This window comes from Streptomyces sp. cg40 (assembly GCF_050320165.1).
GTDB classification, from domain to species: Bacteria; Actinomycetota; Actinomycetes; order Streptomycetales; family Streptomycetaceae; genus Streptomyces; species Streptomyces hokutonensis.
In genome coordinates this window covers 5,391,591-5,417,221 of record NZ_CP190128.1, presented here as the reverse complement: position 1 = coordinate 5,417,221, position 25,631 = coordinate 5,391,591, and the positions used below count along the sequence as shown (strand labels likewise).

21 protein-coding genes and 1 pseudogene are annotated in these 25,631 nt (G+C 70.1%); 11 read left to right on the top strand and 11 right to left on the bottom strand.

Going from position 1 to position 25,631, the window contains the following annotated elements:
* The first annotated feature begins 71 nt into the window (after positions 1-71).
* From hisC to ACQHII_RS24080, 6 genes and pseudogenes are all read left to right on the top strand, one after another.
* On the top strand, positions 72-1,151 hold the full coding sequence (hisC, locus tag ACQHII_RS24105) for a histidinol-phosphate transaminase (RefSeq protein WP_427921253.1): 1,080 nt from the start codon (positions 72-74) through the stop codon (positions 1,149-1,151).
* Positions 1,152-1,427: 276 nt separating this feature from the next.
* Entirely contained in the window at positions 1,428-2,936 is a 1,509-nt protein-coding gene (locus ACQHII_RS24100) for a cytochrome ubiquinol oxidase subunit I (RefSeq protein WP_427921252.1), read from the top strand.
* A gap of 21 nt (positions 2,937-2,957) precedes the next feature.
* Positions 2,958-3,962 carry a cytochrome d ubiquinol oxidase subunit II gene (gene cydB, locus ACQHII_RS24095; RefSeq protein ID WP_427921251.1) on the top strand — a complete coding sequence of 335 codons (1,005 nt, stop codon included), beginning with the start codon at positions 2,958-2,960 and terminating at the stop codon, positions 3,960-3,962.
* A 101-nt stretch (positions 3,963-4,063) separates the two neighbouring features.
* A complete protein-coding gene (gene cydD / locus ACQHII_RS24090; protein ID WP_427921250.1) occupies positions 4,064-7,552 on the top strand; it encodes a thiol reductant ABC exporter subunit CydD in 3,489 nt (1,162 codons plus the stop codon).
* Positions 7,553-7,613: 61 nt separating this feature from the next.
* Entirely contained in the window at positions 7,614-9,293 is a 1,680-nt protein-coding gene (locus ACQHII_RS24085; RefSeq protein WP_427921249.1) for a GAF domain-containing sensor histidine kinase, read from the top strand.
* A gap of 209 nt (positions 9,294-9,502) precedes the next feature.
* Positions 9,503-9,997, top strand: a pseudogene (locus ACQHII_RS24080) (M23 family metallopeptidase); the annotation flags it as partial.
* Between the two features lie 5 nt (positions 9,998-10,002).
* Here ACQHII_RS24080 and ACQHII_RS24075 read toward each other — a convergent pair.
* The 8 genes from ACQHII_RS24075 to ACQHII_RS24040 all read right to left on the bottom strand — a co-directional run bounded on the left by ACQHII_RS24075 (position 10,003) and on the right by ACQHII_RS24040 (position 17,557).
* Positions 10,003-10,890: a Cof-type HAD-IIB family hydrolase gene (locus tag ACQHII_RS24075; RefSeq protein ID WP_427921248.1), complete on the bottom strand. Its 888-nt coding sequence runs from the start codon at positions 10,888-10,890 to the stop codon at positions 10,003-10,005.
* Between the two features lie 90 nt (positions 10,891-10,980).
* Positions 10,981-11,883 (bottom strand): LLM class flavin-dependent oxidoreductase, encoded by a 903-nt coding sequence (locus ACQHII_RS24070; protein ID WP_427921247.1) that lies wholly within the window; start codon positions 11,881-11,883, stop codon positions 10,981-10,983.
* Positions 11,884-11,925: 42 nt separating this feature from the next.
* On the bottom strand, positions 11,926-12,384 hold the full coding sequence (locus tag ACQHII_RS24065) for a hypothetical protein (RefSeq protein ID WP_427921246.1): 459 nt from the start codon (positions 12,382-12,384) through the stop codon (positions 11,926-11,928).
* A gap of 55 nt (positions 12,385-12,439) precedes the next feature.
* Positions 12,440-12,988 carry an RNA 2'-phosphotransferase gene (locus ACQHII_RS24060; RefSeq protein ID WP_427921245.1) on the bottom strand — a complete coding sequence of 183 codons (549 nt, stop codon included), beginning with the start codon at positions 12,986-12,988 and terminating at the stop codon, positions 12,440-12,442.
* A gap of 42 nt (positions 12,989-13,030) precedes the next feature.
* Positions 13,031-14,059, bottom strand: a complete 1,029-nt coding sequence (locus tag ACQHII_RS24055; RefSeq protein ID WP_427921244.1) for a MerR family transcriptional regulator — start codon at positions 14,057-14,059, stop codon at positions 13,031-13,033.
* Entirely contained in the window at positions 14,056-14,943 is an 888-nt protein-coding gene (locus tag ACQHII_RS24050) for a metal-dependent hydrolase (RefSeq protein ID WP_427921243.1), read from the bottom strand. Before ACQHII_RS24050 ends, ACQHII_RS24055 begins: the two co-directional genes overlap by 4 nt.
* Positions 14,940-16,718 (bottom strand): SDR family oxidoreductase, encoded by a 1,779-nt coding sequence (locus tag ACQHII_RS24045; protein ID WP_427921242.1) that lies wholly within the window; start codon positions 16,716-16,718, stop codon positions 14,940-14,942. Before ACQHII_RS24045 ends, ACQHII_RS24050 begins: the two co-directional genes overlap by 4 nt.
* Positions 16,715-17,557 (bottom strand): M24 family metallopeptidase, encoded by an 843-nt coding sequence (locus ACQHII_RS24040; protein WP_427921241.1) that lies wholly within the window; start codon positions 17,555-17,557, stop codon positions 16,715-16,717. The genes ACQHII_RS24045 and ACQHII_RS24040 overlap by 4 nt, the downstream gene beginning before the upstream one ends.
* 247 nt (positions 17,558-17,804) lie before the next feature.
* On the opposite strand from ACQHII_RS24040, the gene ACQHII_RS24035 reads away from it, so the two are divergent.
* From ACQHII_RS24035 to ACQHII_RS24015, 5 genes are all read left to right on the top strand, one after another.
* Complete coding sequence (locus tag ACQHII_RS24035; protein WP_427925399.1) at positions 17,805-18,779, top strand: ABC transporter ATP-binding protein; 975 nt, start codon at positions 17,805-17,807, stop codon at positions 18,777-18,779.
* Positions 18,769-19,677 carry an ABC transporter permease subunit gene (locus ACQHII_RS24030; protein WP_427921240.1) on the top strand — a complete coding sequence of 303 codons (909 nt, stop codon included), beginning with the start codon at positions 18,769-18,771 and terminating at the stop codon, positions 19,675-19,677. The genes ACQHII_RS24035 and ACQHII_RS24030 overlap by 11 nt, the downstream gene beginning before the upstream one ends.
* On the top strand, positions 19,674-20,585 hold the full coding sequence (locus ACQHII_RS24025) for an ABC transporter ATP-binding protein (protein ID WP_201051152.1): 912 nt from the start codon (positions 19,674-19,676) through the stop codon (positions 20,583-20,585). The genes ACQHII_RS24030 and ACQHII_RS24025 overlap by 4 nt, the downstream gene beginning before the upstream one ends.
* An 11-nt stretch (positions 20,586-20,596) precedes the next feature.
* Positions 20,597-21,316: an ABC transporter permease subunit gene (locus ACQHII_RS24020; RefSeq protein ID WP_200709318.1), complete on the top strand. Its 720-nt coding sequence runs from the start codon at positions 20,597-20,599 to the stop codon at positions 21,314-21,316.
* Positions 21,317-21,396: 80 nt separating this feature from the next.
* Positions 21,397-21,636, top strand: a complete 240-nt coding sequence (locus tag ACQHII_RS24015; protein ID WP_427921239.1) for a hypothetical protein — start codon at positions 21,397-21,399, stop codon at positions 21,634-21,636.
* Between the two features lie 311 nt (positions 21,637-21,947).
* On the opposite strand, the gene ACQHII_RS24010 is transcribed toward ACQHII_RS24015, so the two are convergent.
* From ACQHII_RS24010 to pheA, 3 genes are all read right to left on the bottom strand, one after another.
* Positions 21,948-22,751, bottom strand: coding sequence for an HAD family hydrolase (locus tag ACQHII_RS24010; protein ID WP_427921238.1), 804 nt, complete (start codon positions 22,749-22,751; stop codon positions 21,948-21,950).
* The gene (serS, locus tag ACQHII_RS24005) at positions 22,748-24,025 is read right to left on the bottom strand and encodes a serine--tRNA ligase (RefSeq protein WP_427921237.1); all 1,278 of its coding nucleotides are present in this window, start codon (positions 24,023-24,025) and stop codon (positions 22,748-22,750) included. Before serS ends, ACQHII_RS24010 begins: the two co-directional genes overlap by 4 nt.
* 573 nt (positions 24,026-24,598) lie before the next feature.
* The gene (gene pheA / locus ACQHII_RS24000; RefSeq protein WP_427921236.1) at positions 24,599-25,531 is read right to left on the bottom strand and encodes a prephenate dehydratase; all 933 of its coding nucleotides are present in this window, start codon (positions 25,529-25,531) and stop codon (positions 24,599-24,601) included.
* Between the last annotated feature and the right edge of the window lie 100 nt (positions 25,532-25,631).

The window sequence follows — 25,631 nt, the reverse complement described above, 5'->3', positions numbered from 1 at the left end:
TACGCGGCGGCGTCGAATCCTCATAAGGTGAGCAGTATTGAAATCCGGTGGTGGTCACAAGGAGGACTGCGGTGAGCGAGACGAGCCCCAAGCTGCGCGCCGAGCTGGAGGGTATCCCCACCTACAAGCCGGGCAAGCCCGCCGCGGCGGACGGTCCGGTGGCCTACAAGCTGTCCTCCAACGAGAACCCGTACCCGCCGCTGCCCGGTGTCATGGAGAGCGTGACGGCCGCTGCCGCCTCCTTCAACCGCTACCCGGACATGGCCTGCACCGGTCTGATGAACGAGCTGGCGGAACGGTTCGGCGTCCCCGTCTCCCACCTGGCCACCGGCACCGGCTCGGTCGGGGTCGCCCAGCAGCTCATCCAGGCGACCGCGGGACCCGGCGACGAGGTCATGTACGCCTGGCGCTCCTTCGAGGCATACCCGATCATCACGCGGATCAGTGGCGCCACCGCCGTGCAGGTGCCGCTGACCCCGGGCGATGTGCACGACCTCGACGCGATGGCCGACGCGATCACCGACCGGACCCGTCTGATCTTCGTCTGCAACCCCAACAACCCGACGGGCACGGTCGTACGGCGGGCCGAGCTGGAGCGCTTCCTGGACCGGGTGCCCGGCGATGTCCTGGTCGTTCTGGATGAGGCGTACCGCGAGTTCATCCGGGACATGGAGGTGCCGGACGGCGTCCAGCTCTACCGCGACCGGCCGAACGTCTGCGTCCTGCGGACCTTCTCCAAGGCGTACGGCCTCGCCGGGCTGCGGGTCGGCTTCGCGATCGCGCACGAGCCGGTGGCGGCGGCGCTGCGCAAGACGGCGGTGCCGTTCGGGGTGAGCCAGCTCGCGCAGGACGCGGCGGTCGCCTCGCTGCGCGCGGAGGACGAACTGCTCGGGCGGGTCGGCTCGTTGGTGTCCGAGCGCACCCGCGTGGTCGACACGCTGCGCGCCCAGGGCTGGACGGTTCCCGAGACCCAGGCGAACTTCGTGTGGCTGCGGTTGGGGGAGCGCACGGTCGACTTCGCGGCGGTGTGCGAGCAGCATGGTGCGGTGGTCCGACCCTTCGCGGGCGAGGGAGTGCGCATCACGGTTGGGGAGACCGAGGCGAACGACATCTTCCTGAAGGTGGCCGAGGGCTTCCGCAAGGAGCTGTGAACGGCAAGAGGTTGGTGAACGACTATTACGCGCCTGCGGGGCGCCTCGGTTCCACGTGAAACCGAGGCGCCCCGCGCCATGGGCCGACCGGCCCCGGCCGATGTGACGTACGGGACTGCCTTAGGGACCCCCCGCCCATCACATGTCGAACAGCCATGCGTCATAATCCTTGTGAATGTGAACGCGTTCACAAGCGTGTCCTGCTTGTCCAGTGATGCGTGTGACATAAGGGGCAAACTGCCGCTGTGACCACGGCGACATAAGGAGACTGACGACGTGGATTTGGCTCTGGCGCCGGAAACACTGGCGCGATGGCAGTTCGGCATCACCACCGTCTACCACTTCCTGTTCGTCCCCCTGACGATCTCGCTCGCCGCTCTCACGGCCGGCCTGCAGACCGCGTGGGTGCGCACGGAGAAGGAGAAGTACCTCAGGGCCACCAAGTTCTGGGGCAAGCTCTTCCTGATCAACATCGCCATGGGCGTCGTCACGGGCATCGTGCAGGAGTTCCAGTTCGGCATGAACTGGTCCGCCTACTCGCGGTTCGTCGGCGACATCTTCGGTGCCCCGCTCGCCTTCGAGGCGCTGATCGCGTTCTTCTTCGAGTCCACCTTCATCGGGCTGTGGATCTTCGGCTGGGACAAGCTCCCCAAGCGGATCCACCTGGCCTGCATCTGGATGGTCTCGATCGGCACGATCCTCTCGGCGTACTTCATCCTCGCGGCCAACTCGTGGATGCAGCACCCCGTCGGCTACAAGATCAACAAGGCCAAGGGGCGTGCCGAACTCACCGACTTCTGGCACGTGCTGACCCAGAACACCGCGCTCGCGCAGGCCTTCCACACGCTCTCCGCGTCCTTCCTGACCGGCGGCGCGTTCATGGTCGGCATCGCCGCCTTCCACCTGTTCCGCAAGAAGCACATCGCGGTGATGAAGAGCTCGCTGCGGCTGGGCCTGATCACCGTCACCATCGCCGGTCTGCTCACCGCCGTCAGCGGCGACACCCTCGGCAAGGTCATGTTCAAGCAGCAGCCGATGAAGATGGCCGCTGCCGAGGCCCTGTGGGACGGCCAGGACTCCGCGCCGTTCTCGATCTTCGCCTACGGCGACGTCAGCAAGGGCCACAACACCGTCGAGCTCTCGATCCCCGGGATACTGTCGTTCCTCGCCGACGACGACTTCAACTCGTACGTCCCCGGCATCAACGACACCAACAAGGCCGAGCAGGCGAAGTACGGCCCCGGCGACTACCGGCCCATCATCCCCGTCACCTTCTGGGCGTTCCGCTGGATGATCGGCTTCGGCATGGCGTCCTTCGCCGTTGGTCTGGCCGGACTCTGGCTGACCCGCAAGAAGTTCATGCTGCCCCAGCATCTGCGGGTCGGTGACGACGAGGTCCCGAACGTGGTCCTCTTCAAGAAGAAGGCTCTCGGCCCGAAACTCACCAAGCTCTACTGGCTGGTGTCCATCTGGACCCTCGGCTTCCCTCTCATCGCCAACTCCTGGGGCTGGATCTTCACCGAGATGGGCCGTCAGCCCTGGGTCGTCTATGGCCTCTTCCAGACCCGTGACGCCGTCTCCCCCAGCGTCTCCCAGGGCGAGGTCCTCACCTCGATGATCGTCTTCACCTCGCTCTACGCGATCCTCGCCGTCATCGAGGTCAAGCTGCTCGCGAAGTACGTCAAGGCCGGCCCGCCCGAACTCACCGAGGCCGACCTCAACCCGCCCACGAAGATCGGCGGCGACTCCCAGGACGCCGACAAGCCGATGGCCTTCTCGTACTAGGCCGAGGGAGCTGCAACAGTCATGGAACTGCACGACGTCTGGTTCGTCCTCATCGCCGTCCTGTGGACCGGCTACTTCTTCCTGGAGGGCTTCGACTTCGGGGTCGGCATCCTCACCAAGCTGCTCGCCCGGAACCGCACCGAGAAGCGGGTGCTGATCAACACGATCGGCCCGGTCTGGGACGGCAACGAGGTCTGGCTGCTCACGGCCGGCGGCGCGACCTTCGCCGCCTTCCCCGAGTGGTACGCCACCCTCTTCTCCGGGTTCTACCTCGCCCTGCTGATCATCCTGGTCTGCCTGATCGTCCGGGGCGTCGCCTTCGAGTACCGGGCGAAGCGACCCGAGGAGAACTGGCAGCGCAACTGGGAGACGGCGATCTTCTGGACCTCGCTGCTCCCGGCGTTCCTGTGGGGTGTGGCCTTCGGCAACATCGTGCGGGGCGTGAAGATCGACAAGAACTTCGAGTACGCCGGCACCTTCTGGGACCTGCTCAACCCGTACGCGATCCTCGGAGGCCTGGTCACGCTGACCCTGTTCACCTTCCACGGCGCGGTGTTCACGGCACTCAAGACGGTCGGCGACATCCGGGTGCGGGCACGGAAGCTGGCCCTTCAAGTCGGTCTCATCACCGCCCTGTTGGCGCTCGCCTTCCTGATCTGGACCCAGGTCGACAGCGGTGACGGCAAGAGCCTGGTCGCGATGATCGTGGCTGTCGTCGCCCTGGTCGCTGCGCTGGGGGCGATCCAGGTCGGGCGCGAGGGCTGGTCGTTCGCGTTCTCAGGGGTCACCATCATCGCCGCCGTCGCGATGCTCTTCCTGTCGCTCTTCCCGAACGTCATGCCGTCCTCGCTCAACGCGGACTGGAGCCTCACGGTCACCAACGCCTCGTCGAGCCCGTACACCCTGCGAATCATGACCTGGTGTGCGGGGATCGCCACCCCGATCGTTCTGCTCTACCAGGGCTGGACGTACTGGGTGTTCCGCAAGCGGATCGGTACGCAGCACATCGCCGAAGCGGCGCACTGAGGCCAGCGCTGAGTCCGGTTGGGGCATGTTTCACGTGAAACATGCCCCAACCGGGACCTACTGAGGAGTCGGGACCTCCCGATGAAGAGGGTGTGTTTCACGTGAAACCAATCGACCCACGGCTACTTCGATACGCCCGCGCCACCCGCCTCTTCCTGATGGCGGTCGTTGGCCTGGGGGCCGTCGGTGCGCTGCTGGTCATCGCCCAGGCGATGCTCATCGCCGAGGTCGTGGTCGGTGCCTTCCAGCACGGCAAGTCCGTGAGCGAACTCGGTACTCCCCTGCTGCTGTTGGTGGCCGTAGCGGGTGGCCGTGCCCTGGTCTCCTGGCTCACCGAACTCGCCGCCCACCGTGCCAGCGCCTCCGTGAAGTCGGAGCTACGGCGACGGCTGCTGGAGCGTTCCGTGGAGCTGGGCCCCGGCTGGCTGAGCGGGCAGCGGACCGGATCGCTGGTCGCGCTCGCGACGCGTGGTGTCGACGCCCTCGACGACTACTTCTCGCGCTATCTCCCGCAGTTGGGGCTCGCGATCGTCGTCCCGGTGGCGGTGCTGGCGCGGATCGTCACCGAGGACTGGGTCTCGGCGGCGATCATCGTCGGCACGCTCCCGCTCATCCCGCTCTTCATGGTGATGATCGGCTGGGCCACCCAGTCCCGGATGGACCGTCAGTGGAAGTTGCTGTCCCGGCTCTCCGGACACTTCCTGGACGTGGTCGCGGGGCTGCCGACCCTGAAGGTGTTCGGGCGGGCCAAGGCGCAGGCCGAGTCGATCCGGCGCATCACCGGCGAGTACCGGCAGGCGACCATGCGGACCCTGCGGATCGCCTTCGTCTCCTCCTTCGCCCTGGAACTCCTCGCCACGCTCTCCGTGGCCCTGGTCGCCGTGACGATCGGCATGCGGCTCGTCCACGGCGACATGGACCTCTACATCGGCCTCGTCGTCCTCGTCCTGGCCCCCGAGGCGTATCTGCCGGTGCGTCAGGTGGGCGCGCAGTACCACGCGGCGGCGGAGGGTCTCGCGGCGGCCGAGGAGATCTTCGCGGTCCTGGAGACACCGGTACCGGCAACGGGCACCACCGAAGTACTCTCCGACACCCTCGCCTTCGAAGGCGTGACGGTCCGGTATCCCGGGCGGTCTGCGGACGCCGTGTCGGACGTGTCCTTCACCGTGGAACCCGGCGAGACCGTCGCTCTCGTCGGCCCGAGCGGCTCGGGCAAGTCCACATTGCTGAACGCCCTGTTGGGGTTCGTGCGGCCCGCCGAGGGCCGGGTCCGGGTCGGGGGAGTCGATCTCACCGACGCCGACCTGGAGCGCTGGCGCTCGCGCATCGCCTGGGTGCCGCAACGGCCGCAGCTGTACGCCGGGACGATCGCCGAGAACGTACGGCTCGCCCGGCCCGACGCCGACGACACCGCCGTACGGCGGGCGTTGGCCGACGCCGGTGCTCTGGACTTCGTGGACGCGCTGCCCGAGGGCATTGGGAGTGTGCTCGGCGAGGACGGGGCCGGGCTGTCCGCAGGGCAGCGGCAGCGGCTCGCGCTGGCCCGGGCCTTCCTCGCCGACCGTCCCGTCCTGCTCCTCGACGAGCCGACGGCCGCGCTGGACGGGGCGACCGAGGCCGAAGTGGTCGAGGCGGTACGGCGGTTGGCGGTGGGGCGGACCGTGCTGCTCGTGGTGCACCGGCCGGCCCTGCTGGCGGTGGCCGACCGGGTGGTCCGGGTGACGGAGGGCGAGACCGCGGTTCGGGCGGAGACCGTGCCGACGGTCGCCGGTACGAGCCCGGAGGCGACGGTGAGTTCTGTGGCCGTCGACGAGCCCGAGACCCGGCTCGCGGCACACACGGGCAGCGTCCTCTCCCGCGTCCGCGCCATGTCCGGCGCCCGGCGTGGCCGCCTCGCCCTGGCGCTGTTGCTCGGAAGTCTGGCGCTGGGCAGTGCGGTTGGGCTTATGGCCACCTCCGGGTGGCTGATCTCGCGGGCCTCGCAGCAGCCGCCCGTGCTGTATCTGATGGTGGCGGTGACCGCGACCCGGACCTTCGGGATCGGGCGGGCCGTGTTCCGGTACGCGGAGCGGCTGGTGTCGCACGACGCGGTGCTGCGGATGCTGGCCGACACCAGGGTCGCCGTCTACCGGCGCCTCGAACGGCTCGCGCCCGCCGGGCTGCGGGACACCCGGCGGGGTGATCTGCTGTCCCGGCTCGTCGCCGACGTGGACGCGCTCCAGGACTACTGGCTGCGCTGGCTGCTGCCCGCCGGAGTCGCGGCCACCGTCTCCGCGGCGACGGTCGGCTTCACGGCCTGGCTGCTGCCCGAGACCGGTGCGGTCCTCGCGGTGGGTCTCCTCGCGGCCGGGGCCGGCGTCCCCCTCGTCACCGGTGCCGTGGCCCGCCGTGCCGAACGGCGACTGGCCCCGGCCCGCGGGGCGCTCGCCACTCGGGTGACCGAACTACTCACCGGAACGGCCGAGTTGACGGTCGCCGGCGCGCTGCCCGCCCGTACCGCCGAGGCCCGCCGCGCGGACGGCGTCCTCACCCGGATCGCCTCCCGCGCCGCCACCGCCACCGCGCTCGGCGACGGCCTCACCGCGCTGATCTCCGGCCTGACCGTCGCCGCCACAGCACTCGTGGCCGCCCAGGCCGTCGCCGCGGGACGGCTCAGCGGTGTCCTGACGGCCGTCGTCGTCCTCACCCCGCTCGCCGCCTTCGAGGCCGTCCTCGGACTGCCCCTCGCCGTGCAGTACCGGCAGCGGGTCCGCAAGAGCGCCGAGCGCGTGTACGAGGTCCTCGACGCTCCCGAGCCCGTACGGGAACCGGAGCGGCCCCGCCAAGCGCCCGCGACACCCTTCCCGCTCGTCGTGCAGGGACTGGCCGCCCGGCACTCCGGGCAGGACCGGGACGCGCTCGCCGGGCTCGACCTCACGCTGGAAAAGGGTCGCCGGGTCGCCGTGGTCGGGTCCTCCGGCTCAGGCAAGACGACGCTGGCGCAGGTGCTGCTGCGTTTCCTCGACACGGACGCCGGTTCGTACACGCTGGCCGGCGTGGACGCGTACGCCCTGGACGGCGACGACGTACGACGGCTCGTCGGGCTGTGTGCCCAGGACGCGCACCTCTTCGACAGTTCGGTGCGCGAGAACCTGCTGCTCGCGAAGAAGGACGCGACCGAGGACGAACTGCGGGCCGCGCTGGAGCGGGCCCGGCTGCTCGACTGGGCCGACGGGCTGCCCGACGGACTGGACACGCTTGTCGGTGAGCACGGGGCGCGGCTGTCCGGCGGGCAGCGGCAGCGGCTGGCCCTCGCCCGCGCGCTGCTCGCCGACTTCCCGGTCCTCGTGCTCGACGAGCCCGCCGAACACCTGGACCTGGCGACCGCCGACGCGCTCACCGCCGATCTGCTGGCCGCCACGGAGGGCCGTACGACGCTGCTCATCACGCACCGGCTGGCGGGACTCGAGGACGTGGACGAGGTGATCGTGCTGGACGAGGGACGGGTCGTGCAGCGGGGGCCGTACGCCGAACTGGTCTTGGCCGACGGGCCGTTGCGGGGGATGGCGGAGCGGGAGGCGGAGTCGGAGCTGCTGGTGGCGGCCGGGTAGGGAGGCTCACGGTCGGGGCGCTCGACTTTCCGTGACAAACGGGACTAATTAGGCTCGTGGCATGTCAGCCACCGAGAGTGCCGGTCCCCCGTCGCCCTCCTCGGGGCTGTCCGCCGAACTGGCCGTACGGGTGCCGCAGTTGCTGGCTGCGATGCGGTCCGTGGGCAGTGGGCTCGAACTGCACTCCACGCTGGAGCGGATCTGCGAGGCGGCGGCGAAGCTGACGGGCGCCCGGTACGCGGGGCTCGGTGTCGTCGACGAGGACGGCGAGGCCCTCGCCGACTTCGTCTTCCACGGGGTCGACGCGGGAACCGCGCGGCGCATCGGGCGGTTTCCCGACGGGCACAAGGGGCTGCTCGGCGCGCTCATCCGGGAGCCGGAGCCGGTCCGGCTGGCGGATGTGACCCAGGATCCGCGTTCCTGGGGCTTCCCCGCGCACCATCCGCGGATGCGCGGCTTCCTCGGCGTTCCGATCCGGGTCCAGGGCGAGGTCTTCGGGAATCTCTATCTCGGTGAGAAGCGCGGCGGAGACCCCTTCAACGACGACGACGTCACCATGGTCCGGGTCCTGGCCACCGAGGCCGGCATCGCGATCGGCAACGCCCGGCTGTACGAGGCAGCCCAGCAGCGCGAGCGGTGGATCGACGGGTCCGTGGCCGTCACGACCGCCCTCCTGTCCGGCGGGGACGCCGAGGACGCGCTCCAGGTCGTCGCGGAACGGGCCCGCGGGCTCTCCGGATCGGCCGCCGGGATCGTGCTGCTGCCCGCCGACGGGGGCGGCATGGAGATCGTCGCCGTGGCCTCGGAACAGCCGTCCAACCAGCTCGGCAGAGTCGTCCCGCCGGAGAGCGAGATCGTCGCGCGACTCCTCGAAGGACAGCCGGTGTTCGTGGGGGACGCGGGCACCGATCCCCGTATGATCAGCGCCCTCGCTCGCGCGTACGGGCCGATCATGGCGCTGCCTCTGCAGAGCGGCGGACGCGTCCTGGGCGCTCTCGTCACACCTCGCGCGCGCGGCGAGCGGCCGTTCACGGAGGCGGAACGCACCCTCGCGATCCAGTTCGCCTCGCAGGCCGCGCTCGCGCTGATGATGGCCGAGGCGCACCGCGACCGGGAACGCCTCGCGGTGTACGAGGACCGGGACCGGATCGCCCGCGATCTGCACGACCTGGTCGTCCAACGGCTGTTCGCCACCGGGATGACGCTGGAGAGCGCCCGGTGCGACTCGCTCGTGCCCGAGGTGCGGCAGGGAGTCGGCAACGCCGTCGGCGAACTCGACATCACCATCCAGGAGATCCGCACGGCGATCTTCGCCCTCCAGCAAGGGTCCACCGAAGCCCCCTCCGGGCTGTGCACGCGGGTGCTGCGGGAGATCAACACGGCCGCCGTGCCGCTCGGCTTCACACCCGCGCACCGTTTCGTCGGCGGGGTCGACACCGCGGTCGGCGACCTCACCGGCAAGAACCTCGTCGCGGCCCTGCGCGAGGCCCTCTCCAACGCCTTCCGGCACGCGGCGGCCACTCGCATCGAGGTCGTCGTCGACGCGACCGCGACCCTGCCCGACGGACGGCCGGGCGTCCGGCTCACCGTCTCGGACGACGGGGTCGGTATCCCGGAGGGCGGTCGCCGCAGCGGCTTGAAGAATCTCAAGCGACGGGCCGAATCCCTGGGCGGCGACAGCTGGTACGGGCCCGGCGACGGCGGAGGCGGTACGACGGTGGTGTGGCAGGCGCCCCACTGAGTCCGTCACCCCGGGGCTCCCGCTGAGCCGTTCGCGCCACCCTGTCCCCCATGCGTACGACTTGAACAGGGCGCCGGTCCGCTGCGCGGGTCACGATCGCTGACGTGCCCTCATCTCGCCGTCACCCACTGCTCGTTCCGGTGCTCCTGTGCGCGATCGCCGTGCTCGCGGCCCGCCCCGGCGACGGCGACAGCCACACCGCCGGTGCCGGACAGACGGACGCATCGGTCGGGTCGGTCGGGTCGGGCTCCTGCCCGGGCGCCGTCCGTCTCGACCGGCCGCCGACCGTCGAAACCGCCTCATGGGTCGCGCCGGTGGAGTCGGGCGAACTGTCCGCCGGATTCGGCAGCGACGGCTCCCGCTGGGCCAACCGGCACACCGGCCAGGACTTCGCGGTGCCGATCGGCACACCGGTCCGGGCGGCCGGAGCGGGCCGGGTGGTGCGGGTGTCCTGCGGCGGCGCCTTCGGCATCCAGATCGTGGTCGAGCATCCGGGCGGCTACCGCACGCAGTACGCCCACCTTTCCGCCGTGGCCGTCGACCAGGGGGACCGCGTCACCACCGGCCAGTGGATCGGCGAGTCCGGCACGACCGGCAACTCCACAGGACCGCACCTGCACTTCGAGGTACGGGCCACCCCGGAGACGGATTCGGCTATCGATCCGCTGCCGTGGCTGGAGGCACGCGGAGTGGCCGTCGGCTGAGCGAGCTACCGCCGCTCGGACAGCATCCGCTCGATGACGACCGCAACGCCGTCCTCGTTGTTGTCGACGGTCCGCCCCGAGGCCGCGGCGAGCACGTCGGGGTGCGCGTTGCCCATCGCGTACGACTGTCCGGCCCAGGTGAGCATCTCGACGTCGTTCGGCATGTCCCCGAAGGCGACGACCTCCGCGGGCGCGATCCCCCGCTCCGCGCAGCACAGGGCGAGCGTGCTCGCCTTGGAGACGCCGGGGCCGCTGATCTCCAGCAGGGCGCTGGGACTGGACCGGGTGACGTTCGCGCGGTCGCCGAGGGCGAGGCGGGCGGTGGTCAGGAAGTCGTCAGGGTCGAGGTCGGGGTGGAACGCGAGGATCTTCAGCACCGGCTCGTCGGCCCCCGGGGCGTCCGCCGCGAGGAGCTTCTCGGCGGGCGCGAGTGTGTCCGGGATCTCCATGTGCATCTTCGGATACGCCGGCTCCTGGTAGAAGCCGTAGGTCTGCTCGATCGCGTACACGGTCCCGGGCGCGGCCTCGCGTACCAGTCGTACGGCGTCGAGGGCGTTGTTGCGGGCCAGCTCGCGGACCTTCACGAAGCGGTGGGCTCCGGGGCCGCCGTGCAGGTCGACCACGGCGGCGCCGTTTCCGCAGATCGCGAGGCCGTGGCCGTGGACGTGGTCGCTGACGACGTCCATCCAGCGGGCCGGGCGTCCGGTCACGAAGAAGACCTCGATGCCCGCCTCCTCGGCAGCCGCCAGAGCGGCCACCGTACGGGGGGACACCGACTTGTCGTCGCGCAGCAGAGTGCCGTCCAGGTCGGTGGCGATCAGCCGTGGCGGGACGGCGGAGGCCGGGGTCTCGGGCTGTCGAGTCGCTGAGGTCACCGGGCCATTCTCCCGCATATGCCCGCACGGCCGTGCGACAGTGCGCACAGGTGAGTGGTTACGGCCCCCGGCAGGGCCGTCGCGCCCGAGGCCAGGGATGCCGCCGGGTCAGCGGAGCTGCGTGGGGGCTTCCATCGCGATCTGCTCGAAGACCTTCTCGTCGGCCGCGAAGTCGGAGTCCGGGATCGGCCAGTGGATCACGATGTCGGTGAAGCCCAGTTCCTGATGCCGGCCCGCGAAGTCGACGAAGGCGCCGAGGGACTCCAGCGGACGGCCGCGGTCCGGGGTGAAGCCGGTGAGCAGGATCTTGTCGAGCCCGGCCGCGTCGCGGCCGATCGCCGCGCAGGCGTCGGTCAGTTTCTCGACCTGGCCACGAATGGCGTGAACCGACTGCTCGGGGGTGCCGCTCTCGAACAGCCGGGGATCACCGGTGGTCACCCAGGCCTGCCCGTGGCGGGCGGTGAGTTTGAGACCGCGCGGGCCGGTGGCGGCCACCGCGAACGGCAGCCGGGGCCGCTGCACACACCCCGGAATGTTCCGCGCCTCGTGCGCCGAGTAGAAGTCACCCTCGTACGACACCGAGTCCTCGGTGAGGAGCCGGTCCAGCAGCGGAACGAACTCCCCGAACCGGTCGGCACGCTCCCGAGGGGTCCACGGGTCCTGTCCGAGGGCGGTGGCGTCGAAGCCGGTGCCGCCCGCACCGATGCCGAGGGTGATGCGTCCCTCGGAGACGTCGTCGAGCGTGATGAGGTCCTTGGCGAGGGTCACCGGGTGCCGGAAATTGGGCGATGTGACCAGCGTGCCCAGACGCATCTGCTCGGTGACTGCCGCCGCGGCGGTCAGTGCCGGTACGGCGCCGAACCACGGGCCGTCCCGGAAGGTGCGCCAGGACAGGTGGTCGTAGGTGTAGGCGGTGTGGAAGCCGAGCTGCTCCGCGCGCTGCCATGCCTCGCGGCTCCCCTCGTTCCAGCGGCGGTACGGGAGGATCACGGTGCTCAGGCGCAGGTTCATGGCTCCCAGGCTATGCGGCCGTCCGTGTTTCACGTGAAACCGTCACCTGATGCGGCCGTTCAGCCACGGCGTGAGAGTGATCATCGAGATCCACTCCTTGTGCGTCCGGTCGCCGGGCAGCGGGACGATCAGGTTGCAACTGGGCGGGAAACGGCGGGCCTTGACGTAGGCGTGGCCGTCGAAGACGGAGCGGAGGAAGGCGGGGACGTCGTCGCGTGCGATGTCGGGGCAGGCGATGCCCTCGACCGTGATCACGGCGTCGTCGTCGGGGAAGAGCCGCACACTCACCCGGGGCAGTCCACCGAACTCGATGAAGGCCTCGTGCGGGAGTGAGCCGTCGGGGTCGGTGGTGACGCCGAAACCCGCGGAGGTGCGACGTGAGGTCTGGTCGGCGCCGATGTCGTGGGTGACCTCGATCTCGAGCGCGTACTCGTCCGCGATGGCCCGCAGGGCGGTGACGGCCGCCTCGGTACTGGGGAAGTGGTCCATACCTCTGATCATGCCGGGGGTGGTGCGGCCGAGGCCATACCCGGTGCACATCCCGGGCCGCGCAGGGTCAGTGGGATTCGGGGAACCGCAGATAGCGCGTGGGAACCGCCTCGGTGAGCCACACCCCGTTCTCGCTGACCCGGAACACATGGCCGTCGCCGTGCATCGCGCCCGCGTCCACGGACAGCACGACGGGCCGGCCGCGGCGGGCGCCCACGCGGGTCGCGGTCTCCCGGTCGGCCGAGAGGTGCACGGCGTGGCGGTTCATGGGCCGGAGCCCTTCGGCCCGGATCGCGTCCAGGTTGCGTGCCACCGTGCCGTGGAAGAGGTACGACGGCGGGGTGGCCGGGGGCAGTCCGAGGTCGACCTCGATGCTGTGGCCCTGGCTGGCGCGGATCCGGGTGCCCTCGATCGCGAAGCGCTGCTTGTCGTTCGTGGCCACCACGTGGTCGAGTTCCTGACGGTCGAAGCGGAACCCGTGCGCGGCACAGGCGGCGATCAGCGTGTCGATCTCGACCCAGCCGGCCTCGTCGAGGGTGAGCCCGATCCGCTCGGGCTGGTGGCGCAGATGCTTCGAGAGGTACTTCGACACCTTCACGGTGCGTCTTTCATCCATCCGCTCAGCATGACGGGAGAGACGCGCGTCACGCATTTTCTTTTAGGGCCGATGTTTGGTCCACAACCAACTGTAGTTATCCACAAGGGGAATTGGCGTTTCTGTGGATAACTCCCTGTCATTCCACACCTGTTCGTCAAGATCAGCTGGGGGTCGCCCACTTGGCATGAGCCCATCCAACGCCCTTGCCCGCACCTCCCGTTCGGCCGCCAGCGCGATGAACTCCGCCGCGTTCGCCGCCCCAACCAGCCCCTCCACGGCCCGCATTGTCTCCTCGGGCACGGCCACGGAACGTGACGAGGACACCGACGGAGAAGGTTCCGCCGCACCGAGGTGCTGCCGCAGTGAACGGTTGGCGAACAGCCGCATCGCGCGGGCGAGTTCCGCGTCCACGGTCTGCTGGGCGAGCGGCCGCAGCCGTCGTACGAGCGAGGCCGCCTCGGCCGCGTCCGCGTCGGTCGGACGGTGCGGTCCTTCGAGGTAGCGGGCGAAGACGTGCTCGGTGGTGAACTCCAGGAAACGGGAGGCGATGTGCTCGACCTGGACCCTCAACTCCCGCAGATGGGACGAGATCGCGGAGAGCGGAACCCCCGAGGCGTGCAACTCGACGGCCACTGCCAGCTCTTGGGGGCTCGGCACGAGGAAGGAGTCGGTGTCTCCGGGGACCGGCTCCAGTACGCCGAGCTCGACGGCCTCGGCGACGGCCGCGTCGTCCGGGCTGCCGCCGAACCGCCGCTCCAGCTCGGCGCGCGAGATCCGGCCCGCCTCCTCGTCGGTCCACGGCCCGTCCACCTCCGCGGCCAGCCCGAGCACCCCGCCCAGGCCCCGGCCCGCGTCCCAGGCCTCCAGCAACTCCTTGATGGAGGCCAGGGTGTAGCCGCGGTCGAGCAGGTCCGCGATCTGGCGGAGCCGGGCGAGATGGACGTCCGCGTACACATTGGCCCGCCCGCGCCGCTCGGGCCGGGGGAGCAGCCCGCGGTCCTGATAGGCGCGGATCGTCCGGACCGTGGCCCCGCTGAGCCGGGCGAGATCCTCGATCCGGTGGGCGACCCCACCGGAGCCGGTACTCACGCGGCCCCCGCCCGCGCCGCCGGCGACCGCCTCAGGTACTCCACCGCCCGGCTCAGCGATCCCTCCCGCGACGGATGGTAGGAGCGCCGCAGATAGCGGGGGACGGCCGCGCCGAGCGACCGCCAGGTGGGCAACAGGCCTTTCCGTGCGGCCCTGTTGTGCTCGGCGAGCGAGTAGCGGACGCGCCCGGCGAGTTGGGGGTCGTGGCGGATCAGATAGGCCGTGCCCCAGGCCCACAGGTAGAGCATCACGGGCGCGGTGACCGTCATGCCGGCGATACGGCGGGCGTAGCGGGGGAGACCGCGGCCCCCGCAGTGCTGGAACATGTCGAAGGCCACCGCGCGGTGTTCGACCTCCTCCGCGCCGTGCCAGCGCAGCAGGTCGAGCATGACCTCGTCGGCACCCGCCCGGTCGAGGGCCTCGGCGGCCAGGATCCAGTCGCCGAGCACCGCCGTGAACTGCTCGATCGCCGCGACGACCGCGAGCCGGAAGCGCAGCCACTCCCGCTCGGGCAACGGCGCGCCGAGCGGCGGGCGTTCGCCCAGCAGCCGTTCGAAGAGGAAGTCGACGTGCTTGGTGAAGTCCGCCGTGTCGAGCCGCTGGGCCGCCAGATGGTCCAGCACGTGCGCGTGCTGGACGCTGTGCGTGGCCTCCTGGCCCATGAACCCCTTGACGTCCGCGAGGAGTTCGGGGTCCCTGACGAGCGGCAGGCCCTCCTTGAGGACCTTCACGAACCACCGCTCCCCCGCCGGCAGCAGCAGATGCAGCACGTTGACGACATGCGTGGCGGTCGGCTCGTCCGGGATCCAGTGCAGGGGCGTGCGCGACCAGTCGAAGGAGACCCGGCGGGGCACGATCGCATGGTGTTCATTGGCTGCGGTCACAGCGGCGGCTCCAGCCGGGCCACCGCCCGCAGCGCGCGCGGGGCGAACCGGGACAGCAGATGGGCGCCGCGCGCCTCCGGGGTGACCGGTACGACGGCCTGGTCGCGGACGACCGCCCGCAGGATCGCGTCGGCGACCTTCTCCGGCGGGTAGTTCCGCAGCCCGTACAGCCGTGCCGACCGCTTCTGGCGCCGTTTCTCCTCGTCGGCGTCGACTCCGGCGAAGTGCGCGGTCGAGGTGATGTTGGTGTTGACGAGGCCCGGGCAGATCGCCGAGACGCCGATCCCCTGCCCGGACAGCTCCGCGCGCAGGCACTCGCTGAGCATCAGGACGGCCGCCTTGGAGGTGCTGTAGGCGGGCAGTGCCTTGGAGGGCTGGAACGCCGCCGCCGACGCGGTGTTGACGATGTGGCCGCCCTGGCCGCGCTCGGCCATCTGCTTCCCGAAGAGCCGGCAACCGTGGATGACGCCCCACAGGTTGACGTCGAGGACCTTCTTCCAGTCCTCCGGGCTTGTGTCGAAGAAGGAACCGGAGAGTCCGATTCCGGCGTTGTTCACGAGGACGTCCACCACGCCGTACTCGCCTGCGACCTTCGCGGCGAGCTTCTCCATGGCGGGCCCGTCGGAGACGTCGACGGTCTCCGCCCAGGCCTCGGGGGCGCCGATCAGCCGCGCCAACTCGGCCGTACGGACGGCACTTTCCGCGTCCCGGTCGACGGCCACGACACGGGCGCCCGCCTCGGCGAACGCGAACGCCGTGGCCCGCCCGATACCGCTGCCGGCGCCCGTGACCAGCACGAGCTGCCCGCCGAACCGCTCGGCGTACTTGCCCGTCCCCGTGGACGTCAGCGGACCTCTTTCGCCGGCCGTCACCGGACCCCCTTCGTCGGCCGTCACGAACTCCGTGATCCAGGAGGCCAGTTGATCGGGGCGCGTGCGCGGGATCCAGTGCTTGGCCGGCAGCGTCCGCCGCACCAGCTCCGGCGCCCACTCCTCCAGCCCGTCGTAGAGCCGCTCGGAGAGAAACGCGTCCCCCAGGGGCGTGATGAGCTGCACGCGCGCGTGCGCATAAGCGTCGGGGCGTGGCCTGCGCAGCCGGGCCCGGACGTTGTCGCGGTACAGCCAGGCGCCGTGGGCCGCGTCCGTGGGCAGCGAGGAGGTCGGGTAGTCGCCGCCGGGGACCTTCTCGACGCGCTCCAGGATCTTCGGCCAGCGCTTGCCGAGCGGGCCGCGCCAGGCGAGTTCGGGCAGCACGGGCGTGTGCAGGAGGTACACGTACCAGGACTTGGCGCCCTGGCCCAGGAGTTGGCCGACGCGGCGCGGGGTGGGCCGGGTCAGGCGCTTGTTGATCCAGTGCCCGAAGTGGTCCAAGGACGGTCCGGACATCGACGTGAAGGAGGCGATACGGCCCTTCGTGCGCGCGACGGTGACGAACTCCCAGGACTGCACCGAGCCCCAGTCGTGCCCCACCAGGTGCACCGGCCGGTCCGGGCTGACCGCGTCCGCGACCGCAAGGAAGTCGTCCGTCAGCTTCTCCAGGGTGAACCCGCCCCGCAGCGGCCGCGGGGCCGTGGAGCGGCCGTGGCCCCGGACGTCGTAGAGCACGACGTGGAAGCGGTCGGCCAGGCGGGACGCGACCTCGGACCACACCTCCTTGCTGTCGGGATAGCCGTGCACCAGGACCACGGTGGGGTTCGACTCGTCCCCCAGCTCGGCCACGCACAGCTCGACCCCGCCGGTCCGCACCCGGCGCTCGCGCGCACCCTCAAGCGTCACTTGTCCTCCGCCCAGCGCCGCACGTGCGGCAGATCGTCGTCCAGCCAGAAGGCGCTCTGTTCGGGGTCCTTGGAGTCGGTGACGACGAGGATCTCCTCGAACTTGGCGCCCGTGCCCCGGAATCCGAGATGCGGTTCGACCGCCCACAGGCCGGGGTGCGGGGGGTGATCGGAGAAGCGGTACGGCGACCAGAGCGGGGACCAGCCTTCGCGGTGGCCGTGCAGCGCGTCGCTCGCCAGGCCCTTCAGGGACTGGGTGCCGAACCCGAACAGCCGCGGGGACCAAGGGCGTTCGGCGACCCGGTCGACCTTGTGCGCGATCACGCCGAAGGGGTACGCGCGGTGCCGGTTGGCGTAGCCCTGGCGGACCATGAGGCGGTCCACGTCCTCGTAGATCTCGCGCAGCGGGCGCCGTTCGCGCACCTCGCGCAGCAGCAGCTCGCGGTGGGCCTCCAGGTCGGCCATCAGCCGGTCCTGCACCGGGTTCGCGCCCAGGGAGCCCGAGTACCCGATGTCGGCCGTGAAGCCCTTGTACACGGGGGCCATGTCCAGGATGAACGGCATCCCGGGCTCCAGCCGGCGGTTCGTGGGGAAGAACTGGAGCGGCACCCGGAAGTTCGTGAACGCCGTGCGGTCGCCGAACCAGGCGAAGGGCAGATGGAACCAGTCGCTCACACCCTTCGCGCGCAGCCACGACCGCTGCATCCGGGCCGCGTCGCGCTCGGTCGTCCCGGGCTCCAGCCGGGCCGCGACGGCTTCGGCGCACTCGTACGCCAGCCGCTGGACCTCTCTGAACCCCCGCAGTTCCGCGGAGAGTTCGCGTGTCACCGCCGTAGTCATGCCACCGCCCCACCTGTCCACACCGACTGCGGTACGTGCTCGTAACTTGACACTGGTGAATGTGACAGTTGTTAGAGGCTGCGTCAATAGCCTTGATCTCCACCTGTGGACAACTGCGCGAGGGCGGTCGCGTAGCTCTCAAGTAGGGGCATCCCCTACGGACCCGTACGTCTGGAGTCTGACGTGAGGACAGCTCTGCGGGGTGACGACCGGAGTGGTCCGCGTCACTACCTTCGTAGTCGTGACTGTGATCGCGACCGAAAGCCTGAGCAAGCGGTTCCCCCGGGTGACCGCGCTTGACCGGCTCTCCGTGGACGTCGGCCCCGGTGTGACGGGGCTCGTCGGTGCCAACGGAGCCGGCAAGTCGACCTTGATCAAGATCCTGCTGGGTCTGTCCCCCGCCTCCGAGGGCCGAGCCGAAGTGCTCGGCCTCGACGTCGCCACCAAGGGTGCCGACATCCGCGAGCGCGTCGGGTACATGCCGGAGCACGACTGTCTGCCGCCCGACGTCTCGGCCACCGAGTTCGTCGTCCACATGGCGCGCATGTCCGGACTGCCGCCCACCGCCGCGCGCGAGCGCACCGCGGACACGCTGCGCCATGTCGGCCTGTACGAGGAGCGCTACCGCCCCATCGGCGGCTACTCGACGGGCATGAAGCAGCGCGTCAAGCTGGCACAGGCCCTCGTCCACGACCCGCAGCTGGTCTTCCTGGACGAGCCGACCAACGGCCTGGACCCGGTCGGCCGCGACGAGATGCTCGGCCTCATCCGCCGCATCTACACGGACTTCGGCATCTCGGTCCTGGTGACCTCGCACCTGCTGGGCGAGCTGGAGCGCACCTGCGACCACGTGATCGTGGTCGACGGCGGCAAGCTCCTGCGCTCCAGCTCCACCACGGACTTCACCCAGACCACGACGACCCTGGCGATCGAGGTCACCGACACCGACGAGCACCCGGACGGCACCCGCGCGGTGCGCGAGGCGCTCCACGCGCGCGGGGTGGACACCCACGACGGCAGCGGCCTGCCGGGCGCGGGCCACGTCCTGCTGCTGACGGCCTCGGGCGAGGAGACGTACGACGTGGTCCGGGACGTGATCGCGGACCTCGGCCTCGGCCTGGTGCGCATGGAGCAGCGCCGCCACCACATCTCCGAGGTCTTCACCGACACCGAGACCAACAGCGACGCAGAGCGGAAGGAGGCCGTAGGCCATGGCAATTGACCAGCCCCTGGTCCCCCAGCCGGGCGACCAGACCCGTATCCACAACATCGGCTACCGCAACTACGACGGCCCCCGCCTGGGCCGCGCCTACGCCCGCCGCTCCCTCTACTCGCAGTCCCTGCGCGGCGCCTACGGCCTCGGCCGCTCGGTGAAGTCCAAGGTCCTGCCGATGCTGCTGTTCGTGGTCATGTGCGTGCCCGCGGCCATCATGGTGGCCGTCGCGGTCGCCACGAAGGCCAAGGACCTGCCCGTCGACTACACCCGCTACGCGATCATCATGCAGGCCGTCATCAGCCTCTACGTAGCCTCCCAGGCACCCCAGTCCGTCTCGCGCGACCTGCGCTTCAAGACCGTGCCGCTGTACTTCTCGCGGCCGATCGAGACCGCCGACTACGTGCGGGCCAAGTTCGCGGCCCTGGCCTCGGCGATGTTCATCCTGACCGCCGCCCCGCTGATCGTGCTCTACGTAGGAGCGTTGCTCGCGAAGCTCGACTTCGCCGACCAGACCAAGGGCTTCGCCCAGGGACTCGTCTCCGTGACCCTCCTCTCCCTGCTCTTCGCCGGCATCGGCCTGGTCATCGCCGCGGTCACCCCGCGCCGCGGCTTCGGCATCGCGGCCGTCATCGCCGTACTGACCATCTCCTACGGCGCCGTCTCCACCCTCCAGGCGATCGCCGACGCGCAGAACGCCACGAGCGCGATCCCCTGGATCGGCCTCTTCTCGCCCGTCACCCTCATCGACGGCCTCCAGTCCGCCTTCCTGGGCGCGAGTTCGGCGTTTCCCGGAGGCGTCGGTCCCACCCACGGAGAAGGCGTCGTGTATGTCCTCGCCGTCCTGGGCCTCATCGCCGCGACCTACGGCCTCCTGATCCGCCGCTACCGGAAGGTGGGCCTGTGACCACGCTCTCCATCGACCACGTCTCCCGCTGGTTCGGCAACGTGGTCGCCGTCAACGACATCACGATGAACGTCGGCCCCGGAGTCACCGGACTCCTCGGCCCCAACGGCGCCGGCAAGTCCACCCTCATCAACATGATGGGCGGCTTCCTCGCCCCCTCCACCGGCACCGTCACCCTCGACGGCCAGCAGGTCTGGCGCAACGAACAGATCTACAAGCACATCGGGATCGTCCCCGAGCGCGAGGCGATGTACGACTTCCTCACGGGACGCGAATTCGTCGTCGCCAACGCCGAGTTGCACGGCCTCGGCGCCAAGGCGGCCCAGAAGGCGCTGGCCACGGTCGAGATGGAGTACGCGCAGGACCGCAAGATCTCCACGTACTCCAAGGGCATGCGCCAGCGCGTGAAGATGGCGTCCGCCCTGGTCCACGACCCCTCGCTGCTCCTGCTCGACGAGCCCTTCAACGGCATGGACCCGCGCCAGCGCATGCAGCTCATGGACCTGCTGCGGCGGATGGGCGACGAGGGCCGCACGGTGCTGTTCTCGTCCCACATCCTCGAAGAGGTCGAGCAGCTCGCCTGGCACATCGAGGTCGTCGTCGCCGGACGGCACGCGGCCAGCGGCGACTTCCGCAAGATCCGCCGCCTGATGACCGACCGCCCGCACCGCTACCTGGTCCGCTCCAGCGACGACCGTGCCCTGGCCGCCGCGCTGATCGCGGACCCGTCGACCTCGGGCATCGAGGTCGACCTGGCCGAGGGCGCGCTGCGCATCCAGGCCGTCGACTTCGGCCGGTTCACCGCCCTGCTGCCCAAGGTGGCCAGGGACCACGGCATCCGGCTGCTCACGGTCTCGCCGTCGGACGAGTCGCTCGAATCCGTCTTCTCGTATCTCGTCGCGGCGTAGGAGGCCAAGAGATGTACGACCCCACAGTCGCCCGACTCACCTACCGGGCCCTGCTAGGCAAGCGCCGGGCCCTCATCCTGGGCGCCCTGCCCCTGCTGCTGATCGTGATCTCCGTGGTGGTGCGCGCCCTCGCCGGCGCCGACGACCAGACCGCCGTCGACGTCCTGGGCGGCCTCGGCCTCGCCACGATGGTGCCGATCATCGGCGTCATCGCGGGCACCGGCGCCATCGGACCGGAGATCGACGACGGCTCCGTGGTGTACCTGCTGTCCAAGCCGCTGAAGCGGCCCACGATCATCTTCACCAAGCTGATCGTGGCGGTCGGCGTCACCATGGTGTTCTCAGCCGTGCCCATGCTGATCTCCGGGCTCATCCTGAACGGCAACGGCCAGCAGATCGCCGTCGCCTACACGGTGGCCGCCCTGGTCGCCTCCATCGCCTACGCGGCGCTCTTCCTGCTGCTCGGCACGGTCTCGCGGCACGCGGTGGTCTTCGGGCTGGTCTACGCCCTCGTCTGGGAGGCCCTGTTCGGCTCCCTGGTCGCCGGCGCCCGCACGCTCAGCGTCCAGCAGTGGTCCCTGGCCGTCGCCCACAAGGTGTCCGGCGGCGAGCTGGTGACCTCGGACGTCGGACTGACCACGGCGACGATCTTCCTGGTCGCGGTCACCGTGGGAGCGACCTGGTACGCCGGACAGAAGCTGCGCTCGCTTACCCTCGCCGGCGAGGAATGACAGGTCCTGATCTTGACGGGGGCTTCATCTCTGTCCGGGCACACTGGGCAAACGGGGACGCACGGCTAGGAGGAACGGGGATGGCGGGACAGGCACCGTACGGCAGCGGACAGGCCGAATCAGGTGACGGCTGGGACAAGTTGGTCCTGGACGACGACTTCATACGGTCCGCCGAGACGGCCGAGCCGTCCGCGCGCGCCCGGATGCTCGCGGCCCGCTGGCGCAACGAGTCGCCCGAGCCGCAGCCCTGGCGCTCGGACGAGCCGCCCGCGGGCTGGTTCTTCAGCAAGGCACGTCGGCGCAGGTGGCGCCGGGGCTAGCAGCCACGCGGCTGCCCTTTTATTCGGTGGCGTCCAACTCGGCGTACAGGCACAGTTGTTCTGTCGACGCCGGATCAGCCGGCGCCACCTACTGGGAGAGGAGCTGGACGATGTCGATGCACGACAGGACGTCCAACTCCCTTCAGGGCAGCCCGCGGCGGTCTCCGGAGTAGTTACCCCTCCGTCGAGTCGCCCACCACGGGGAGCTGCCCGGGGCGGCCGCTTCGAGCACGCGACTCATTATCGCGTGGGCCGCCCTCCCTTTCGCCCCCATGGCAGGGGGCACGACGCGCTGGGGCGGTTGCCCACACCTACGCGAGCAACCGCTCCAGCACGACCGCGATGCCGTCGTCCTCGTTGGAGGACGTCACCTCGTCCGCCACAGCCTTGAGTTCCTCATGCGCGTTGGCCATCGCCACACTGTGGGCAGCCCACCCGAACATCGCGATGTCGTTGGGCATGTCGCCGAAGGCGATCGTGTCGGCGGCCTTCAGGCCCAGGCGGCGGGCCGCGATGGAGAGGCCCGTGGCCTTGGACAGGCCCAGGGGCAGCAGTTCGACGATGCCCTCGCCCGCCATCGCGACCGTGACGAAGCCGCCCGCCGCCTCGCGGGCCGCCTCGGCGAGCTGGTCGTCGGTAAGGGTCGGATGCTGTATGTAGATCTTGTTCAGGGGAGCGGCCCACAGCTCGGAGACGTCAGTGAACGGGGTCGCGGGAAGCGCGCCCGTGACCCGGTACCCGGGACCGACCAGCACCTCGCCGTCCAGGCCGCCCTGGCTCGCCGCCAGGAACAGCGGGCCGACCTCCGCCTCGATCTTGGCGAGCGCCACGGCGGCCAGCTGCCGGTCCAGGGTGACCGAGGTCAGCAGGCGGTGCTCGCCGGCGTCGTAGACCTGGGCGCCCTGGGCGCAGACCGCGAGGCCCTCGTAGCCGAGGTCGTCGAGGATGTGCCGGGTCCAGGGGGCCGCGCGGCCGGTCACCACGATGTGCGCGGCACCGGCCTCCGTGGCCGCCGCGAGGGCGGCACGGGTGCGCGACGAGACCGACTCGTCGGAGCGCAGGAGCGTTCCGTCGAGGTCGGTCGCGATCAGCTTGTACGGGAAGCCGGTGCTCACTTGGCGACCGGCGTCAGGACCTCACGGCCGCCCAGGTACGGGCGCAGCACCTCGGGCACACGCACCGAACCGTCGGGCAGCTGGTGGTTCTCCAGGATCGCCACGATCGTGCGCGGCACGGCGCACAGCGTGCCGTTGAGCGTGGCCAGCGGCTGTACCTTCTTGCCGTCGCGCAGGCGCACCGACAGGCGGCGGGCCTGGAAGCTGTCGCAGTTGGAGGCCGAGGTCAGCTCGCGGTACTTGCCCTGGGTCGGGATCCACGCCTCGCAGTCGAACTTGCGGGACGCCGAGGCGCCGAGGTCGCCCGAGGCCACGTCGATGACCTGGAAGGGGAGTTCGAGGGCGGTGAGCCACTGCTTCTCCCAGTCCAGGAGACGCTGGTGCTCGTTCTCCGCGTCCTCGGGGAGGACGTACGAGAACATCTCGACCTTGTCGAACTGGTGCACGCGGAAGATGCCGCGGGTGTCCTTGCCGTAGGTGCCGGCCTCGCGGCGGAAGCACGGGGAGAAGCCCGCGTAGCGCAGCGGCAGCTTGTCGGCGTCGAGGATCTCGTCCATGTGGTACGCGGCGAGCGGGACCTCGGAGGTGCCGACCAGGTAGTAGTCGTCCTTCTCCAGGTGGTACACGTTCTCCGCGGCCTGGCCGAGGAAGCCGGTGCCCTCCATGGCGCGCGGGCGGACCAGCGCCGGGGTCAGCATCGGGACGAAGCCGGCCTCCGTGGCCTGCGCGATCGCCGCGTTGACGAGCGCGAGCTCCAGGAGGGCGCCGACGCCGGTGAGGTAGTAGAAGCGCGAGCCGGAGACCTTGGCGCCGCGCTCGACGTCGATGGCGCCCAGCGCCTCGCCGAGCTCCAGGTGGTCCTTGGGCTCGAAGCCCTCGGCGGCGAAGTCGCGGATCGTGCCGTGCGTCTCCAGGACGACGAAGTCCTCCTCGCCGCCCACGGGCACGTCCGGGTGCACGAGGTTGCCGAGCTGGAGCGCGAGGCGCTTGGTCTCCTCGTCCGCCTCGTGCTGCTCGGCGTCGGCCGCCTTGACGTCGGCGGCGAGCCGGCCCGTCTTCTTGAGCAGCTCGGCCTTCTCGTCGCCGGAGGCCTTGGGAATGAGCTTGCCGAGCGCCCTCTGCTCGGAACGCAGCTCGTCGAAGCGGACGCCGGACGACCTGCGCCGCTCGTCGGCGGACAGGAGAGCGTCGACGAGCGCGACGTCCTCTCCACGGGCGCGCTGGGACGCGCGCACACGGTCGGGGTCCTCACGGAGCAGGCGAAGGTCAATCACGCGGACAAGGCTACCGGTGCGGGGTTCCGGCTCACGACTTGGTATTCCGAACCGCGGCTTACATCCAGTTATGGGGTAATTGCGAAGAGTGTCAATGAGGGGCGACGCGAGTCAATAAAAGAGCGTCCCGCTCCCCGGAACGGGGCAGGCGCGAGGCGGCCCGTTGACCCGAATCCCTTGTGGGAAACGGGACTTGAGGTCGCGGTTGTCCACAGGAATCCACATCCCGGAAGAGTTATCCACAGGCTGTGTGGAAGATCTGTGGATGCCGGAAGTGATCATTCCTAAAGGGGTTACTGGATCAAGGAATTCCCGACCCAAACGTCCCTCACACCCACTTTCGGGTGGAATTGCGTAGCTCCATAGGATTGCCCGAAGGAAACGGGTGGACGAAGAGTGACCTACGCGCTGGTGCGCACACCAGAGGCTTGTAGGGCGATTTGTCGACAGACTGATGCCTCACTGTCGACTTGTCCCCAGGTCGAGAAGTGGGCCTGTGGATAACTTCTGTGGATAACGAAGATACGCAGGTACTACCGGGGCACTGTCGGTACACCGCCGGTGCACTCCCGGTCAGAAACGGCCGTCCTGGCAGTGCGCGACCCAGTCCGCCGCCGACAGGAAGTCCTCGTCCGAGGTGCCCGGGAACAGCGGCCGCACCCCGTCCACGCCGACGTCCGCGCGCGGGTACGAACCGAGGAAGCGCACCTGCAGAGAGATGCGCTTGAGCCCCATCAGCGCCTCGGCGACGCGACGGTCGGAGATGTGTCCCTCGGCGTCGACGCAGAAGCAGTAGTTGCCGATGCCGGCGCCGGTCGGGCGGGACTGGAGCAGCATGAGGTTGATGCCCCGGGTGGCGAACTCGCCGAGCAGATCGCGCAGACCGCCGGGGTGGTCGTCGCGCTGCCAGATGACCACGGACGTCTTGTCCGCGCCGGTCGGTGCCGCCGGGCGGGCGGGTTTGCCCACCAGCACGAACCGGGTCTGCGCGTTCTCCGCGTCGTGGATCTCCGTCTCCAGGGCCTCCAGGCCGTACCGGGCGGCGGCGAACTCACCGGCGAACGCGGCGTCGTAGCGGCCCTCCTGGACCAGGCGGGCGGCGTCCGCGTTCGAGGCGGCCGACTCCCACAGGGCGTCCGGGAGGTTCGCCTTCATCCAGTTGCGGACCTGCGGCTGGGCGGCCGGGTGCGCGGAGACCGTCTTGATGTCGGAGATCTTCGTGCCGGGCCTGACCAGCAGCGCGAAGGTGATCGACAGCAGCACCTCGCGGTAGATCATCAGCGGCGCGCCCGCGACCAGCTCGTCCAGGGTGGTGGTGATACCGCCCTCGACGGAGTTCTCGATCGGCACGAACGCGGCCTCGGCCTCACCGGTACGCACCGCGTCGAGCGCGGACTGCACCGACACATACGGGATCAGCTCCCGGGTGGCCGCCTCGGGAAGCGTCCGCAGGGCGACTTCGGTGAAGGTGCCCTCAGGGCCGAGATACGCGTAGCTGGCTGGCATGACCTCACCCTAATGGGCCTTGCGAAACCGGGCGCACGCTTCCCTGATCGGCCACCCGTCAGGGCGACGGCTCCCGCCTCCGGCCGCCGCAGGGCCGTCA